Annotated in this window: 16 protein-coding genes; 14 read left to right on the top strand and 2 right to left on the bottom strand. The window is 37.8% G+C overall.

Annotated elements, in window-relative coordinates:
• Positions 1-27: 27 nt before the first annotated feature.
• Both AAIE21_RS04325 and AAIE21_RS04320 read left to right on the top strand, forming a co-directional pair.
• Positions 28-585 carry a ComE operon protein 2 gene (locus tag AAIE21_RS04325; RefSeq protein ID WP_343265612.1) on the top strand — a complete coding sequence of 186 codons (558 nt, stop codon included), beginning with the start codon at positions 28-30 and terminating at the stop codon, positions 583-585.
• A 120-nt stretch (positions 586-705) separates the two neighbouring features.
• Positions 706-3030: a DNA internalization-related competence protein ComEC/Rec2 gene (locus AAIE21_RS04320; protein ID WP_343265611.1), complete on the top strand. Its 2325-nt coding sequence runs from the start codon at positions 706-708 to the stop codon at positions 3028-3030.
• A gap of 31 nt (positions 3031-3061) precedes the next feature.
• Here the strand turns inward: AAIE21_RS04320 and AAIE21_RS04315 are convergent, their stop codons facing one another.
• The gene (locus tag AAIE21_RS04315; protein WP_001001652.1) at positions 3062-3196 is read right to left on the bottom strand and encodes a YqzM family protein; all 135 of its coding nucleotides are present in this window, start codon (positions 3194-3196) and stop codon (positions 3062-3064) included.
• Positions 3197-3556: 360 nt separating this feature from the next.
• Between AAIE21_RS04315 and holA the strand changes: the two genes are divergently transcribed.
• A complete protein-coding gene (holA, locus tag AAIE21_RS04310) occupies positions 3557-4570 on the top strand; it encodes a DNA polymerase III subunit delta (protein WP_343265610.1) in 1014 nt (337 codons plus the stop codon).
• A gap of 330 nt (positions 4571-4900) precedes the next feature.
• On the opposite strand, the gene rpsT is transcribed toward holA, so the two are convergent.
• A complete protein-coding gene (gene rpsT / locus AAIE21_RS04305) occupies positions 4901-5158 on the bottom strand; it encodes a 30S ribosomal protein S20 (RefSeq protein ID WP_001274011.1) in 258 nt (85 codons plus the stop codon).
• A gap of 181 nt (positions 5159-5339) precedes the next feature.
• On the opposite strand from rpsT, the gene gpr reads away from it, so the two are divergent.
• The 11 genes from gpr (at position 5340) to AAIE21_RS04250 (ending at position 17455) form a co-directional block, all read left to right on the top strand.
• A complete protein-coding gene (gene gpr / locus AAIE21_RS04300) occupies positions 5340-6443 on the top strand; it encodes a GPR endopeptidase (RefSeq protein WP_343265609.1) in 1104 nt (367 codons plus the stop codon).
• A gap of 19 nt (positions 6444-6462) precedes the next feature.
• The gene (locus tag AAIE21_RS04295; protein ID WP_481858652.1) at positions 6463-6816 is read left to right on the top strand and encodes a DUF3679 domain-containing protein; all 354 of its coding nucleotides are present in this window, start codon (positions 6463-6465) and stop codon (positions 6814-6816) included.
• A gap of 200 nt (positions 6817-7016) precedes the next feature.
• Entirely contained in the window at positions 7017-8840 is a 1824-nt protein-coding gene (gene lepA, locus AAIE21_RS04290; RefSeq protein ID WP_343265608.1) for an elongation factor 4, read from the top strand.
• Positions 8841-8984: 144 nt separating this feature from the next.
• On the top strand, positions 8985-9359 hold the full coding sequence (locus AAIE21_RS04285) for a winged helix-turn-helix transcriptional regulator (protein WP_343265607.1): 375 nt from the start codon (positions 8985-8987) through the stop codon (positions 9357-9359).
• 50 nt (positions 9360-9409) lie between these two features.
• Positions 9410-10549, top strand: a complete 1140-nt coding sequence (gene hemW / locus AAIE21_RS04280) for a radical SAM family heme chaperone HemW (RefSeq protein WP_343265606.1) — start codon at positions 9410-9412, stop codon at positions 10547-10549.
• 133 nt (positions 10550-10682) lie between these two features.
• Entirely contained in the window at positions 10683-11714 is a 1032-nt protein-coding gene (hrcA, locus tag AAIE21_RS04275; protein ID WP_343265605.1) for a heat-inducible transcriptional repressor HrcA, read from the top strand.
• Between the two features lie 110 nt (positions 11715-11824).
• The gene (gene grpE, locus AAIE21_RS04270; RefSeq protein ID WP_343265604.1) at positions 11825-12394 is read left to right on the top strand and encodes a nucleotide exchange factor GrpE; all 570 of its coding nucleotides are present in this window, start codon (positions 11825-11827) and stop codon (positions 12392-12394) included.
• A 26-nt stretch (positions 12395-12420) separates the two neighbouring features.
• Entirely contained in the window at positions 12421-14256 is a 1836-nt protein-coding gene (gene dnaK / locus AAIE21_RS04265; RefSeq protein WP_343265603.1) for a chaperone protein DnaK, read from the top strand.
• Positions 14257-14480: 224 nt separating this feature from the next.
• On the top strand, positions 14481-15593 hold the full coding sequence (gene dnaJ / locus AAIE21_RS04260) for a chaperone protein DnaJ (RefSeq protein ID WP_343265602.1): 1113 nt from the start codon (positions 14481-14483) through the stop codon (positions 15591-15593).
• Between the two features lie 28 nt (positions 15594-15621).
• Entirely contained in the window at positions 15622-16560 is a 939-nt protein-coding gene (prmA, locus tag AAIE21_RS04255; protein ID WP_343265601.1) for a 50S ribosomal protein L11 methyltransferase, read from the top strand.
• Between the two features lie 145 nt (positions 16561-16705).
• On the top strand, positions 16706-17455 hold the full coding sequence (locus tag AAIE21_RS04250) for a 16S rRNA (uracil(1498)-N(3))-methyltransferase (protein WP_343265600.1): 750 nt from the start codon (positions 16706-16708) through the stop codon (positions 17453-17455).
• Positions 17456-17460 lie beyond the last annotated feature (5 nt).

Here is a 17460-nt window from a genome sequence, read left to right as displayed (position 1 = left end):
CAAGTAGATGAAAAAGTAGGTGAAGATATGGAAAGAATTTCTTGGGATCAATATTTTATGACACAAAGCCATCTATTGTCACTGCGTAGCACGTGTACAAGGCTTGCAGTAGGAGCGACGATTGTCCGTGATAAGCGAATTATCGCGGGTGGATATAACGGTTCAATCAAAGGTGGTGTTCACTGTATAGATGATGGATGTTACATCATTGATAATCATTGTGTTCGTACAATTCATGCTGAAATGAATGCATTGTTGCAATGTGCAAAATTTGGTGCGAAAACAGAGGATGCAGAGATTTATGTCACGCACTTTCCTTGTTTACAATGTTGTAAAGCCATTATTCAAAGTGGCATTACAGCTGTTTATTACGCACAAGATTATAAAAATCATCCGTACGCTGTAGAATTATTTGAGCAAGCAAATGTAACAGTGAAACATGTTCCGCTCGAATATGATATTACATCGTTAGAGCAGCAGGAGCGTAATTTACAATTAAAAGAACTATTTTCATCTTTAGAAAAAGATGATTTAACAATGAATGAATTACAACAAGTATTCGCTAAAGCAAAAGAGATGCTATAAGTGTGCGCTCAAAAAGAAGGGTAAAGAGAGCTGAGCAGTCTGATACTCATGTAGATGAAGAAATGTGATAGCTATCTTTACCGGGTTTTTTGAATATCCACTATAAGGGGTGAGTATGAGTTGCGTGGGCAATGGGGCTATGTTGCAATCTCGTTTGTTATGGGGATTGCAATTGCCTATTCCTCGTTTCGGTTGTTGTCTGTTAGTATATTTGGTTGTTATATTTTATTTTGTATATATCGTACTTCGCGTCAAGTCTTCGTTTTTTGTATAGTAACATGCGCTAGTAGCTACCTTTATACCTCATATGTTGAATGGAAAAATCAACCTTCAAAAGGATTAAACTTTGAAATGACAGAAGGTGTGATTCAAACTACTCCTCTTATAAATGGTGATCGACTCTCTTTTCAAATAGAAGTCAATGATGGGGATACGTTGCAATTAATGTACAAAATTCAATCAGCTGAGCAAAAAGAACAATTGCGGAAATTGCATGCTGGTATGAGTTGTGCATTTCAAGGAGAAATGAAAGTGCCGCCAGAAGCACGAAATTTTCATGTTTTTGACTATCGTAACTACTTACATAAGCAAAAGATTCATTTTTTATTTGAAGCGAAAGAGATTTTAAATTGTAGGCAAAATTCTTTAACGTTTACACAGTGGGTCTTTTTATTGCGCCAAAACGCGGTGTCGAAAGTCACAGAAATGTTTCGTGGGCAATCTGGAGCATTTATGAATGCATTGTTATTTGGCGATCGGCAACAGATGACATTTGAAGTAGAAGAACGCTATCAACAGTTTGGTCTTATCCACCTATTAGCGATTTCTGGATCTCATATTGTATTATTAATGGCAATTGGCTATTTTATGTTACTTCGAATCGGAATAACAAGGGAAATGACGACAATATGTCTTGTTGTTTGTATTCCAATTTATATGTTTTTAGCAGGAGCATCTCCATCTGTCATAAGAGCTTCGGTAACAGGTGTTATGTTATTGCTAGCACTTATGCATTCTGTTCGTATTTCAAGTTTAGATGCACTTAGTATGACAGCTATAATCATGCTTTTATATGATCCTTTTATGGTTTTTGATATTGGATTTCAATTTTCGTTTGTTGGTAGTTTGGCACTATTGCTGTCGGCAAATCGTCTATTACAGCGAAATAATAGTCTGATTCAAAATACAATCTATCTTTCTGTTATTTCGCAACTTGCTAGTATTCCTATTTTGTTATATCACTTCGGTTATTTTTCTCCATATAGCATTTTTCTCAATCTTATATATGTCCCATTTCTATCTTGTATTGTGCTCCCATGTAGTATCATTATTTTTCTTTGTATGTTATTTATTCCTTTTGTATCGACATGGTTGGCGCATGGATTATCAGTATGTTTAATGTTTTCTAATGAAATTCTTCAGTATTGCGAAAACCTTCCATTTCTTCGCCTTACTTTTGGGCAAACACCTTTATTCCTTGTGGTTTTATATAGTTTTAGTATTATTGGTATATTTGTGGTGTGGGAAAAAGCAATCAAAAAATGTATTTTGTCCATAGCTGCTGTTTTGTTCCTCTTTATATGTATTTGTCATTATGTTTCACCCTATTTCCGTGCTAGTGGAAGCGTGACTTTTATTGATGTTGGGCAAGGGGATGCGATTTTGATTCGCCTTCCGTATGACAAGGGAATCTATCTCATTGATACAGGGGGGACAATCCCTGTAAAAAAAGAAGCGTGGCAGAAGAAAAAACATGAGTTTTCTGTTGGGTATGATATTCTCCTTCCGTTTTTACAAAAAGAAGGGATTCGGAAAATTGATAAGTTGATTGTGACACATGGAGATACAGATCATATGGGGGCTGCAAAAGAAGTGTTATCGTCTATGACTGTAGAAGAAATTGTATTTGGAAGGAAGCAGGAAGATGCGGCATTGGAAAAAGAATTGAAGCAAATAGCAAAGGGAAAACATATACGAACAAATGTGGTTGGAGAAGGAGATGGATGGAAGATAGATGGAGCGGAATTCGTTGTGTTGTCCCCAGAAGGAAAAGAAAAGGCTGATAACGAGGCTTCTATTGTACTTTGGGCGAAATTTGGGGGACTTACGTGGCTGTTTACGGGAGATTTAGAAGAAGAAGGTGAACGGCGAATTATAGAACAGTACCCAGAGTTACGTGCGGATATTTTAAAGGCTGGACATCATGGTAGTAAGACATCATCCACTTCATCTTTTTTGAACCTCATTCAGCCTAAAAAGGCAATTATTTCAGCTGGAGAACATAATCGATATGGTCATCCGCACCAGCAAGTGTTAGAGCGTTTGTTGGAACTTGAAATTGAAATATGGCGAACTGACAAGCAAGGTGCTGTTTTCTATGTTTTTGAAGGCGAAAGGGGAACGTTTCGAAGTAAACTCACATATGATGAAGCACAGAAAAGGTAAAGTAAAAAAAGAAGGCCGCAAGCAGCAGCCTTTAAGAACCAATAAATTTAATAATTGTTGCAATAATGAAAAGTGTTGCGAAAAAACCAAATGAGACGATAAAACCTACCCCTGAATCAATAGCGTCATTGCGTTTACTTTGAACGTTTTGCTCAAATTCATTCATTTAGAATCCCTCCCCAACATTCCATTTTAGTATAAGATATTGTCAGAAAAAAATCTACAATTTCCATATGAAGATAAATAGAGGGTATATGTGTAGAATTTGGTGCTAAATCTTATGCGAGTAGAAGGTGGGAATTTGATTTCCAAGCATGTTAACAGTTAACAATTATACTTATCCAGCAGTTGTGAATAATAACGGTAAGATGGTTACCGCACACCAATAAGAATCCCGGGACTTATTGCGTGGCGTTTTATATAGATAAAGGGACGGGTTGCTCAAGCCTGTTCCTTTGTACTTGTAAAACAAAAGATAGCGCATTAGTATAGAGATATATTGCCAAGTTAGGGAGTAGGAAAAAGTATGAGTGATATACATAAGAAGATTAAAAAGAAACAGTTTGCACCACTTTATTTAATATATGGAACGGAAGCGTATTTTATAAATGAAACAATAAAGCTTATAACAACGGAAGCGTTAGTTGAGGAAGATCGTGAGTTTAACGTTGTAACGTATGATCTAGAAGAAGTGTATTTAGAAGATGTAATTGAAGATGCGCGTACGCTTCCTTTTTTTGGAGAACGTAAAATATTACTAATTAAATCTCCATTGTTTTTGACATCACAAAAAGAAAAATTAGAACAAAATATAAAGATTTTAGAAGGATATATTGCAGAGCCATCTCCATTTTCAATTGTTGTATTTATAGCTCCTTATGAAAAACTAGATGAGCGAAAAAAAATCACAAAATTATTAAAGAAAACAGCAGATGTGGTAGAAGCCAATGCGATGCAAGTACAGGACGTTCGTAAATGGGTTGTAGCTCGTGCGGATGAAGTGCATGTGCATATTGAGGAAACGGCTGTTAGTTTGTTATTAGAGCTTGTAGGAAGCAATGTAACGATGTTAGCAAAGGAAATGGATAAGTTAACGCTTTATGTTGGAATGGGGGGAGAAATTACAACAGAGCTTGTGGCGGAGCTTGTGCCAAAATCTGTTGAACAAAATGTGTTTGCGTTAACAGAAAAGGTAGTGAAAAAAGATATTGCTGGAGCTATGCAAATTTTAAATGGATTATTTACGCAGCAAGAGGAGCCAATTAAATTATTAGCGTTATTGGTGAGTCAATTTCGTCTACTGTATCAAGTAAAAGAATTGCAGCAACGTGGATATGGACAAAATCAAATTGCTTCGCATATTAGTGTTCATCCGTACCGGGTAAAGTTGGCGATGAATCAAACAAAGTTTTTCTCGTTTGAAGAGTTGAAAAAAGTTATTTTAGAGTTAGCTGAAGCTGACTATAGTATGAAAACAGGGAAAATGGATAAGAAACTCGTCTTAGAGTTTTTCTTAATGCGTTTAAATCATATTGGATAAAGTGAAACTTTAATCAGTGGAGGGATTCTTCATCCACCACTGATTATTAGCTCTCACCAATCCCTACCTAACCTCTTTGCTCTTGCTGAATTTTGAGATGGGGGTCGCCCGCGAATAGCGGGGTAAAATAAAAGCGGAGGCAGCTCTCGCTCAGAATCACAGGCCAATGGAGCACTCGGCCGAGAAGCGCTTTTTACTAGGGCAGAGAGTGTGAAATGTCCAGAGATTCTAGCTGCCATAGCTGGATAAAATAAAAAAGTTCATGCCATTTACTGCGTGAACTTTTTTGTATATAAAAAAACGATCCAAATGGATCGTTTTTTAAACGCCTTACGCGTTTACTTGTTTCGCTAAGCGAGACTTTTGACGAGCTGCAGCGTTTTGGTGGATAAGACCTTTACGAGCTGCTTTGTCAAGTTTTTTAGAAGCAGTTTTGAAAGCTTCTTTAGCATTTTCAAGATCGTTATTAGTAACTAAAGCTTCTACAGTTTTAACAGCTGAACGCATGTCAGATTTGATAGAAGCGTTATGTGCACGACGCTCTTCGCTAAGTTTAGCGCGTTTGATAGCAGATTTGATGTTTGCCATACTTTTCACCTCCCTGGTGCGATCGAGTGACTCGATACTTACATAGAACAAGTGATATTCTATCAAACAGAGAAGAGAATTGCAATAGCGAGATCAATGAAATTTCATGTAAAGGAAAGAATGACCCTATATAATTTTGGGGAATCTAACTATATTTACTATGAATTACGGAGGAGATAGGATGAAAGAGCCATTAGATTTAAGTAAATATAGTGTTAGAACAGACCTTGCAGTAGAAGCTCATCAAATGTTACAAGAACGTCAAAAAGAACAGACAGGAATCCAAGGTGTTGTTGTGAAAGAGCGTGAAGAAGAAGGGATTACGATTACGAAAGTGATAATCGATGAAATTGCTTCTGAATCAATGGGTAAAAAACCTGGAAATTATTTAACGCTTGAAGTACAAGGGATTCGTCAGCAAGATACAGAATTGCAACAAAAAGTAGAGCGTATTTTTGCAAAAGAATTTTCTTATTTATTAGAAGAAATTGGAATATCAAAAGAGGCGAGCTGTTTAATCGTCGGATTAGGTAATTGGAATGTAACACCAGATGCGCTTGGTCCAATCGTTGTAGAAAATGTGCTTGTGACGCGTCATCTTTTTAAATTACAGCCTGAAAGTATAGAAGATGGATATCGTCCTGTTAGTGCCATTCGTCCAGGAGTAATGGGGATTACAGGGATTGAAACGAGTGATGTTATTTACGGTATCATTGAAAAAACAAAACCGGATTTTGTTATTGCGATTGATGCACTAGCTGCTAGGTCTATTGAACGAGTAAATAGTACGATACAGATTTCAGATACGGGAATTCACCCTGGATCTGGTGTAGGAAATAAACGCAAAGAACTGAGTAAAGAGACGCTTGGAATCCCTGTGATTGCTATCGGTGTCCCGACGGTTGTAGATGCTGTTTCCATTACGAGTGATACCATTGACTTTATTTTAAAACATTTTGGGCGTGAAATGAGAGATGGAGATAAACCGTCTCGATCTTTATTGCCAGCTGGTTTTACTTTTGGAGAAAAGAAAAAATTAACAGAGGAAGATATGCCGGATGAAAAAAGCCGTAATATGTTTTTGGGAGCAGTGGGTACGTTGGAAGAAGAAGAAAAGCGAAAATTAATTTATGAGGTATTAGCACCTCTTGGACATAATTTAATGGTGACCCCAAAAGAAGTAGATGCGTTTATTGAAGATATGGCAAATGTCATAGCGAGTGGTTTAAATGCCGCACTTCATCATCAAATTGATCAAGATAATACAGGCGCATATACACATTGATGAGAAGGGGCAGCCTAAGTTGAGTCGATTTACGCTTCAGTGTATGAGTTGTGTTGTTCTGTTTCTTTTTTTGCTGCTAATCGGAATAGGAATCGCTAATCATGGCTTAAAAAGCATGAAAGGCTATCGGCAGCCAACGTATGAACAAATTGCTCAGATGACGGGAACTGGAAGTGAGAGTGTGGATCCGGAAATTTTAGGAGGTACATTTTCAGCGAGTGAAAAACAAAAACAGTTAGAAAGTCTCAGAAGTTTTAATGTTGTAGAGGGACTGGGAATGGGAATCGCGGAATTTACTCGAAGTATCACTAAATTTAGTACAGATATAGTAATTGGGAAAATAAAAGATATTTTCAACAAATTGGGAGAATAAAAAAGAGGTTGTCTTATCATTTTGTAAGACAGCCACTTTTTTGTTATAAAAAGGTTTGTCTCATTTGCTCTGCTGGCATAAGATAAAAAGAGGAAGATTTGTCTTATAAGCAGCACGAGTTTTCATTGAATCTTTGCTGCTCTATTGATATAATCAGTGCTAGTGTATATTGGCGAGACTATTAGGAGTTGAGAACATAGATGAATAAAGAAGAAAGAGCAAAAAGGCAGTCTAACATTCGTAACTTTTCCATCATTGCTCACATTGACCACGGAAAATCAACGTTAGCAGACCGTATTTTGGAGAAAACAAACGCGTTAACACAGCGCGAAATGAAAGCTCAATTACTTGACTCTATGGATTTAGAGCGTGAGCGTGGTATTACAATTAAATTAAATGCAGTACAATTAATGTATACAGCAAAAAACGGTGAAGAATATACGCTTCATTTAATCGATACACCAGGACATGTCGACTTTACGTACGAAGTATCTCGTAGTTTAGCGGCTTGTGAAGGTGCTATCCTTGTTGTTGATGCAGCGCAAGGCATTGAAGCGCAAACGTTAGCGAACGTGTATTTAGCGCTTGATAATAATTTAGAAATTTTACCGGTTATTAATAAAATCGATTTGCCAAGTGCTGACCCAGAGCGTGTCCGTCAAGAAGTAGAAGATGTAATTGGTTTAGATGCGTCAGAAGCTGTACTTGCTTCCGCAAAGGCTGGCATTGGGATTGAAGACATTTTAGAACAAATCGTTGAAAAAGTACCAGCTCCAGAAGGTGACCCAGAAGGGCCACTTCAATGTATGATTTTTGACTCTTTATATGACCCATACCGCGGTGTAATTGCGTATATCCGTGTTGTGAACGGTACAGTAAAAGTTGGCGATAAAGTACGTATGATGGCAACTGGTAAAGAATTTGAGGTAACAGAAGTAGGTGTATTCACACCGAAAACAACGCAGCGTGAAGAGTTAACAGTAGGTGATGTAGGATTCTTAGCGGCATCTATTAAAAACGTGGGAGACACACGCGTTGGTGATACAATCACACATGCGAAACGCCCAGCAGCAGAACCGTTACCAGGTTATCGTAAATTAAACCCAATGGTATTCTGTGGTTTATATCCAATCGATTCTGCACGTTATAATGATTTACGTGATGCGTTAGAAAAACTTGAATTGAATGATTCTGCTCTTGAATTTGAGCCAGAAACATCTCAAGCATTAGGATTCGGTTTCCGCTGTGGATTCTTAGGTTTACTTCACATGGAAATTATTCAAGAACGTATTGAGCGCGAATTCAAGATTGACTTAATTACAACGGCGCCAAGCGTTATTTACAAAGTGTATTTAACAAATGGGGAAGATTTGATTGTTGATAATCCATCTAACATGCCAGATCCTCAAACAATCGATCGTGTAGAGGAACCGTTTGTAAAAGCAACGATTATGGTTCCGAATGATTACGTTGGGGCTGTAATGGAAATTTGCCAAGGGAAACGTGGTACATTCCTTGATATGCAATACTTAGATGAAACACGCGTTACGTTAACATATGAGATCCCACTTTCTGAAATCGTATACGACTTCTTTGATCAATTGAAGTCTAATACGAAAGGGTATGCGTCATTTGATTACGAGTTAATTGGTTACAAACCGTCTAGACTTGTGAAGATGGATATTTTATTAAATAATGAACAAGTCGATGCTCTATCATTCATTGTACATCGCGATTCAGCTTATGATCGTGGTAAAGTAATTGTAGAAAAATTAAAAGAATTAATTCCAAGACAACAATTCGAAGTGCCAATTCAGGCGACAATTGGAAACAAAGTTGTAGCGCGTTCTACAATTAAAGCGATGCGTAAAAACGTACTTGCAAAATGTTACGGTGGTGACATTTCGCGTAAACGTAAACTTCTTGATAAACAAAAAGAAGGTAAAAAACGTATGAAGTCTGTTGGTTCTGTAGAAGTACCGCAAGAAGCATTCATGGCTGTATTAAAAATGGATGATAACTAATAAAAAAGAAGCCGTTTGTGCGGCTTCTTTTTGTACGTAGGATTACTTTTTTAGACATCTTTGCATCTCTCCTTTACAATGGTGAGGATGCTTTTTAATGTAAGAAACAACAGTAACCATAGATATAGAGTTAGGAGACTATTGATGTCTGAAAATATTAGAAAAGATATTCAAGAAAAAATACAAAATGGAGATTTTAATTGTGAAAAGGAACTGACACTTTCTATTCTTAGTGGAAAGTGGAAAGTTGTGATTCTATGGCATTTAGGGGTCGAAGGACCACACCGTTTTAGTGAATTACAACGATTGTTTCCTAATATTTCTCATAAAGTTTTATCGAATCAATTGAAAGAATTAGCTGAAGATGGAATCATTGGCCGGACAGTATATCCAGAAGTACCTCCTCGTGTAGAGTACTTTATGACGGAACTTGGCATGACGCTTTTACCAATCGTCGAAATGATGTATGATTGGGGAAAAATGCGAATGGAACAAATTCGTAACACGTTACAGAAGTAAAGGAGCCTCCGAAGTGCGGAGGTTTCTTTTTAGAAAGGTAGGAGTATAGTTTGGTACAAGCAGCATATATTCATATTCCGTTTTGTCAGCATATTTGTCACTATTGTGATTTTAATAAAGTATTTATTGAACGTCAGCCTGTCGATCAATATTTGGAGTATTTAGAAAAAGAAATAATAAATACGGTGCAAAAGGTACCGTTTGAAAATATGAAAACAATTTTTGTTGGGGGCGGGACACCGACGGCATTAAATATGGAGCAGACAGAAAAATTACTTGCCATTATTAATCGTCGTTTACGTCCATTTGCTCCGAACTGCGAATTAACGTTTGAAGCAAACCCAGGAGATTTACCGAAAGAGAAGTTAAACCTTTTGTTAAAAGGTGGGGTGAATCGAATTAGTTTTGGTGTGCAAACGTTTCGCGATGAATTGCTAGAGAAAATTGGACGTAAGCATACGAGAGAAGACGCGTTTGTAGCAATTCGTGAAGCGCAGGAAGTTGGTTTTACGAATATTAATGTCGATTTAATTTATGCATTACCAGGACAAACGATTGAAGATGTGAAAGAAACGTTAGATATCGCCTTCACACTCGGTGTTCAACATTTCTCTGCGTATTCTTTAATTGTTGAACCAAAAACTGTCTTTTACAATTTAATGAATAAAGGGAAATTAAGGCTTCCTGGTGAAGACCATGAGGCGAAGATGTATGAAATGGTAATGGATGAGATGGAGAAGTATAGTTACCATCAGTATGAAATTAGTAATTTTTCAAAAGAAGGCTATGAAAGTAAACATAATCTCACATACTGGAATAATGAACAGTATTATGGTTTTGGAGCTGGTGCTCACAGTTATGTAAATGGAGAGCGAATCCAAAATGTTGGTCCATTGAAACAATATTTTTCTAAAATTGATGAGACAGGGTTTCCTTATCTAGATGTTCATGAAGTGACGAGCAAGGAAAGAATGGAAGAAGAACTATTTTTAGGACTTCGGAAAACAAAGGGTGTTTCTAAACTAGGATTTCAGAAGAAATTTGGTGTAGAAATGGATGAAATCTTTGCGAAGCAGTTGTTACAGGGTAAAGAACATGGATTGCTTCAGAACAAAGATGACTATGTTTGTTTGACGAGACAAGGTAAGTTATTAGGGAATGAAGTGTTTCAATCATTTTTAATTGATTAATTTAATGTCCGGTAGGTATGAAAAAGTTTCTTTCTTTCGTGACGTTTCCGTTGACAATTCAATGTCAATTTTGGTAAGTTATTAATAGATTTAGCACTCGAAGATAAAGAGTGCTAACAGAGGTGATGATGAGATGCTTACGGAACGTCAGCTCTTAATTTTACAAACAATTATTGATGACTTTATTGGATCGGCGCAACCTGTTGGGTCAAGAACGTTGGCTAAAAAAGATGAAATTACGTTTAGTTCAGCTACCATTCGAAATGAAATGGCGGATTTAGAAGAACTAGGATTTATTGAAAAAACGCACAGTTCTTCTGGACGAGTTCCTTCAGAAAAAGGGTATCGATTTTATGTAGATCATCTTTTAGCACCACAGAATTTACCCAATGAGGAGATTGTACAGATTAAAGATTTATTTGCTGAAAGAATTTTTGAGGCAGAAAAGGTTGCACAGCAATCAGCTCAAATTTTATCAGAACTCACAAATTATACGGCGATAGTTCTTGGGCCGAAAGTGAGTGCAAATAAGCTTAAAAATGTACAAATTGTTCCGCTGGATCATCAAACAGCAGTCGCAATTATTGTAACGGATACAGGGCATGTACAAAGCAAAACGATTACCGTTCCGGAATCTGTTGATTTATCAGATTTAGAAAAGATGGTTAATATTTTAAATGAAAAGCTATCTGGTGTACCAATGGCAGAATTACACAATAAAATTTTAAAAGAGATTGTGACAGTTCTGCGCGGTTATGTCCACAATTATGATAGTGCAATAAAAATATTAGATGGTACATTTCAAGTGCCTTTACCGGAAAAAATATACTTTGGCGGGAAGGCAAATATGCTTTCGCAGCCAGAGTTTCACGATATTCAAAAGGTACGCTCTTTGCTGACAATGATCGATAATGAAGCCGCATTTTACGATATTTTACGTAATAAACAAGTAGGTATTCAAGTGAAAATCGGTCGAGAAAATTCTTCGACTGCTATGGAAGATTGTAGCTTAATTTCTGCAACGTATTCCATTGGGGAAGAACAGCTTGGAACAATTGCAATCTTGGGTCCGACGAGAATGCAATACTCTCGTGTAATTAGTCTGTTACAATTGTTTACAAGACAATTTACAGATGGATTAAACGGAGTGTATAAATCAAAATGATAAATTCGCTCGAGTGATGAACATAATCATTGCTGGTGTGTAACATAAAAACTATGCTTGGATGCTCATGCCCAGCGTGAGCTCTGGTGCCTTTTAAGGAGGTGAAAGTTGTGGAAGAGCGTAACGAACAAGTAGTTGAAGAAGCGAAAGAAGCGCAAGCTGATGAAACTATTGCAGTAGAAAACAATGAAGAAACTGTGGTAGAAGAAAAAAGTGAAGCGGCTCTTTTACAAAAAGAGGTAGATGAATTGCAAGCGAAATTGACGGAAACGGAAGGTCGCACACTACGTCTACAAGCTGATTTTGAAAACTATAAGCGCCGCGTTCAACTGGATAAGCAAGCGGCTGAAAAATATAGATCACAAAGTCTTGTGTCAGATATTTTGCCGGCTCTTGATAACTTTGAAAGAGCGATGCAAGTGGAAGCAAGCGACGAGCAGATGAAGTCCTTATTACAAGGGATGGAAATGGTATATCGTCAATTGCTAGAAGCGCTGACTAAAGAAGGTGTTGAAGCGATTGAAGCTGTTGGTAAACAGTTTGATCCGCATGAACATCAAGCTGTTATGCAAGTAGAAGACAGTGAATTTGAATCAAACGCGGTTGTGGAAGAATTCCAAAAAGGTTATAAGCTGAAAGACCGTGTGATTCGCCCATCAATGGTAAAAGTAAATCAATAATTTACATAAATATAGGAGGTTTCGCCATGAGTAAAATTATCGGTATTGACTTAGGTACAACAAACTCTTGTGTAGCTGTTATGGAAGGTGGAGAACCAAAGGTTATTCCAAATCCAGAAGGGAACCGTACAACACCTTCTGTTGTAGCTTTCAAAAATGAAGAGCGTCAAGTTGGGGAAGTAGCGAAGCGTCAAGCAATTACGAACCCAAATACAATCATGTCTGTTAAACGTCACATGGGTACAGATTACAAAGTAGAAGTTGAAGGTAAAGATTACACACCTCAAGAAATTTCTGCAATCATTTTACAAAACTTAAAAGCTTCTGCTGAAGCATACTTAGGTGAAACAGTAACGAAAGCTGTTATCACAGTACCAGCATACTTCAACGATGCAGAACGTCAAGCAACAAAAGATGCTGGTCGTATTGCTGGTTTAGAAGTAGAACGTATTATTAACGAACCAACAGCAGCAGCGCTTGCTTACGGTTTAGAAAAACAAGACGAAGAACAAAAAGTTCTAGTATATGACTTAGGTGGCGGTACATTTGACGTATCTATCCTTGAATTAGCAGATGGAACATTTGAAGTTATTTCAACTGCTGGTGACAATCGTCTTGGTGGTGACGACTTTGACCAAGTTATCATCGATCATTTAGTAGCTGAATTCAAAAAAGAAAATAACATTGATTTAAGCCAAGATAAAATGGCACTTCAACGTTTGAAAGATGCAGCTGAAAAAGCGAAAAAAGATCTTTCAGGTGTAACACAAACACAAATTTCATTACCATTCATTAGTGCTGGAGCTGCTGGTCCATTACACTTAGAGCTAAACTTAACAAGAGCAAAATTCGAAGAGCTTTCAGCAGGTCTTGTTGAAAGAACATTAGAGCCAACTCGTCGTGCATTAAAAGACGCTGGTTTTGCTCCAAGCGAATTAGATAAGGTTATCCTTGTTGGTGGTTCTACTCGTATCCCAGCTGTACAAGAAGCAATTAAACGTGAAACTGGTAAAGAGCCATATAAAGGTGTAAACCCTGATGAAGTTGTAGCGTTAGGTGCTGCAGTACAGGGCGGAGTACTTACTGGCGATGTAGAAGGCGTTCTATTATTAGACGTAACTCCACTTTCTTTAGGTATTGAAACTATGGGCGGTGTATTTACGAAACTAATTGAGCGTAACACTACAATTCCAACAAGTAAATCACAAGTATTCTCAACAGCTGCTGATAACCAGCCTGCAGTAGACATTCACGTATTACAAGGTGAGCGTCCAATGTCAGCTGATAACAAAACACTAGGTCGTTTCCAATTAACAGACCTTCCGCCAGCACCACGTGGTATTCCACAAATCGAAGTAACATTCGATATCGATGCGAACGGTATTGTTAACGTACGTGCGAAAGACTTAGGAACAAGCAAAGAGCAAGCTATTACAATCCAATCTTCTTCAGGTCTTTCTGATGAGGAAGTAAATCGTATGGTACAAGAAGCAGAAGCAAATGCTGACGCTGACCAAAAACGTAAGGAAGAAGTTGAACTTCGTAACGAAGCTGACCAACTTGTATTCCAAACAGAAAAAGTTGTAAAAGATTTAGAAGGTAAAGTAGATGCAGCTGAAGTAGCGAAAGCAACAGAAGCAAAAGAAGCATTGCAAGCGGCAATCGAGAAAAACGATCTTGATGAAATCCGTGCGAAAAAAGATGCTCTTCAAGAAATCGTACAACAATTAACTGTTAAACTGTATGAGCAAGCTCAAGCGGCTGCAGGGCAAGCGGAAGGTGCACAAGGAGCACAAGACGCTGGCGCGAAAAAAGATAATGTAGTTGACGCGGAGTTTGAAGAAGTAAAAGAAGACAAGTAATACAGTAAAATATAATAAGTAAGATGACAAAAAGTCAAAGTCAAGCGTGCCTTGGCTTTGGCTTTTTTCACGAATAAGAAAAGGGCTTAGTATAAACAAAGTCTTTCATCTGAGAGTCTTACGTTTTTCTTTTTGCATACTGTAAGTGAGGAAACTTTGTTGCAAAACACTTTCTTTCGGTGTTAAAATTACGTTTATGTGAAAGATTCGGGGGTTACAAATTTATGAATAAAAGAGATTATTATGAGGTTCTTGGCCTTAGCAAGGGCGCTTCAAAAGATGAAATTAAAAAAGCATACCGTCGTTTGGCGAAAAAATATCATCCAGACGTAAGTAAAGAAGAAAATGCAATTGAAAAGTTTAAAGAAGTACAAGAAGCGTATGAAGTGTTAAGTGATGATCAAAAACGTGCGCAATACGATCAGTTTGGTCATGCGGATCCAAATCAAGGTTTTGGCGGCTTCGGTGGTGGAGACTTTGGTGGTGGATTCGGATTTGAAGACATCTTTAGTTCATTCTTTGGCGGAGGTGGCGGTAGACGCCGTGATCCAAATGCACCACGCCAGGGTGCTGACTTACAATACCAAGTTACTTTAGAATTTGAAGAAGCAATTTTTGGTAAAGAATTAAATATTGAAATTCCGGTAGAAGACCCTTGTGATACATGTCATGGCAGTGGTGCGAAACCAGGGACTTCCAAAGAGACGTGTAAACATTGTTCAGGATCTGGTCAAGTAAGTGTAGAACAAAATACACCGTTTGGTCGCATTGTGAATCGTCAAGCGTGTAAACATTGTTCAGGAACAGGCCAAATGATTAAAGAGAAATGTACAACATGTCATGGCTCTGGAAAAGTACGTAAACGTAAAAAAATTAACGTTAAAATTCCAGCAGGTATTGATAATGGTCAACAAATCCGTGTGTCTGGTAAAGGTGAAGCGGGTGTGAACGGTGGCCCGGCTGGAGACTTATATGTTGTTGTTCATGTAAGAAATCACGAATTCTTTGAGCGTGATGGGGATCATATTATTTGTGAAATGCCATTAACATTTACGCAAGTAGCACTTGGTGCTGAAGTGGAAGTCCCAACGGTTCATGGAAAAGTGAAACTGAAAATTCCAGCAGGAACACAAACTGGCACGGAATTCCGCCTAAAAGGAAAAGGAGCTCCAAATGTACGTGGGTATGGCCAAGGTGATCAATACGTTGTCGTTCGTGTTGTTGTACCAACAAAATTAACATCACATCAAAAAGAATTATTGCGTGAATTTGCAGGGCAAGAAGATCAAGATGATAGCTTATTCGGAAAGCTTAAGCGAGCTTTCAAAGGGGAATAATGGAAATGAAAAATGGAGTTGGTAAATTGTGAAATGGTCAGAAATTAGTATTCATACAACGGAAGAAGCAGTAGAAGCTGTTTCTCATATTTTGCACGAAGCGGGTGCAAGTGGCGTAGCGATTGAAGATCCGGCAGAATTAACAAAAGAGCGTGAGCAACAGTATGGTGAAATTTATGCGCTCAATCCAGCTGAATATCCAGAGGATGGTGTGTTAATAAAAGCATATTTCCCCCAAACGGATTCTTTACATGAAACGGTTGCGAGTGTAAAATCATCTATTGACGTACTTCCATCTTTCGACATCGAAATTGGTACAGGGAACATTACAATTAATGAAGTCGATGAGGAAGATTGGGCGAATGCTTGGAAAAAATATTATCATCCAGTTCAAATTTCTGATACATTCACAATTGTGCCAACATGGGAAGAGTATACACCTTCTTCTCCAGATGAAAAAATCATTGAGTTAGATCCAGGTATGGCGTTTGGTACAGGAACACATCCAACAACAACGATGTGTATTCGTGCGTTAGAAAAAACAGTTCAGCCAGGTAATACAGTAATTGATGTTGGAACAGGTTCTGGTGTATTAAGTATTGCTGCGGCAAAATTAGGTGCGGCATCTGTTCAGGCGTATGACTTAGATCCAGTTGCAGTTGAAAGTGCAGAGATGAATGTTCGTTTAAATAAAACGGACGATGTCGTATCTGTAGGACAAAATAGTTTATTAGAAGGTATTGAAGGCCCGGTAGATTTAATTGTAGCGAATTTACTTGCGGAAATTATTCTTTTATTCCCTGAAGATGCAGCGCGAGTTGTAAAACAGGGAGGGCTATTTATTACATCTGGTATTATTGCAGCAAAAGAAAAAACGATTTCTGAAGCGCTAGAAAAAGCTGGATTTACAATTGAAGAAGTGCTAAGGATGGAAGATTGGGTAGCAATCATTGCACGAAATGCGTAATATATAATTTATGATTATAATGAATGGAGGAGTCTCTCGCTATAAAGGTGAGGGACTTGCCGTTTGTTATATTAAAATGATAACGTTTCGTTCTTTTCGTAAGTGAGGACTTACGAAAGGAACGAAACCTTGCTAAGGTGATGAGATGCAACGTTATTTTGTAGAAGAGAAGTATGTAAATGATGCAAGTATTCGTATTGTAGGTGATGATGTACACCATATCGCAAGAGTGATGCGCATGTCAGCTGGTGATCACATTTATTGTTGTGTTAACGGTAAAACAGCAATGTGTACAATTGCTGAAATTACCAGTGAATTTGTGGATAGTACTATTGTAGAATGGGTAGAGGCGTCAAGCGAACTGCCAGTGTTTGTGACGATCGCAAGTGGACTGCCAAAAGGAGACAAGCTAGAGTTGATTTTTCAAAAAGGAACTGAGCTTGGGGCAGCCGCATTTTTACCATTTCAAGCATCTCGTTCTATCGTAAAATGGGATGCGAAAAAAGCAGATAAAAAAGTTGAGCGTTTGAAAAAAATTGTGAAAGAAGCGGCGGAACAATCGCATAGAAGTGAAATTCCGGATGTGCATGCTCCGGCATCATTTAAACAATTGCTTGAGATGAGCGGTGATTATGATGTTTGTCTTGTGGCGTATGAAGAGGAAGCAAAGCAAGGTGAAAAAGCTAATTTTGCGAAGGCTTTAACGGCACTTGAACATGGTCAAAAACTGTTGATTGTATTTGGCCCAGAGGGTGGATTGTCTGAAGAGGAAATTTCCGCACTTCACGAATATAAATTTGTACCATGTAGTTTAGGACCAAGGATTTTACGAACAGAAACGGCTCCGCTTTACGCGTTAAGTGCCGCTTCTTATCATTTTGAATTGATGGGGTGATGATC

The sequence above is a fragment of the Paenibacillus sp. 102 genome (assembly GCF_039549175.1).
Classification (GTDB): domain Bacteria; phylum Bacillota; class Bacilli; order Bacillales; family Bacillaceae_G; genus Bacillus_A.
Note: the sequence above shows the minus strand (reverse complement) of the source record. Positions and strands in the feature narration are given on the sequence as shown.

Coding starts and splice junctions, on each gene's coding strand:
- AAIE21_RS04325 (WP_343265612.1), top strand. CDS start 28: ATGGAAAGAATTTCTTGGGATCAATATTTTATGACACAAAGCCATCTA.
- AAIE21_RS04315 (WP_001001652.1), bottom strand. CDS start 3,196: ATGAATGAATTTGAGCAAAACGTTCAAAGTAAACGCAATGACGCTATT.
- holA (WP_343265610.1), top strand. CDS start 3,557: ATGAGTGATATACATAAGAAGATTAAAAAGAAACAGTTTGCACCACTT.
- rpsT (WP_001274011.1), bottom strand. CDS start 5,158: ATGGCAAACATCAAATCTGCTATCAAACGCGCTAAACTTAGCGAAGAG.
- gpr (WP_343265609.1), top strand. CDS start 5,340: ATGAAAGAGCCATTAGATTTAAGTAAATATAGTGTTAGAACAGACCTT.
- lepA (WP_343265608.1), top strand. CDS start 7,017: ATGAATAAAGAAGAAAGAGCAAAAAGGCAGTCTAACATTCGTAACTTT.
- AAIE21_RS04285 (WP_343265607.1), top strand. CDS start 8,985: ATGTCTGAAAATATTAGAAAAGATATTCAAGAAAAAATACAAAATGGA.
- hrcA (WP_343265605.1), top strand. CDS start 10,683: ATGCTTACGGAACGTCAGCTCTTAATTTTACAAACAATTATTGATGAC.
- dnaK (WP_343265603.1), top strand. CDS start 12,421: ATGAGTAAAATTATCGGTATTGACTTAGGTACAACAAACTCTTGTGTA.
- dnaJ (WP_343265602.1), top strand. CDS start 14,481: ATGAATAAAAGAGATTATTATGAGGTTCTTGGCCTTAGCAAGGGCGCT.
- AAIE21_RS04250 (WP_343265600.1), top strand. CDS start 16,706: ATGCAACGTTATTTTGTAGAAGAGAAGTATGTAAATGATGCAAGTATT.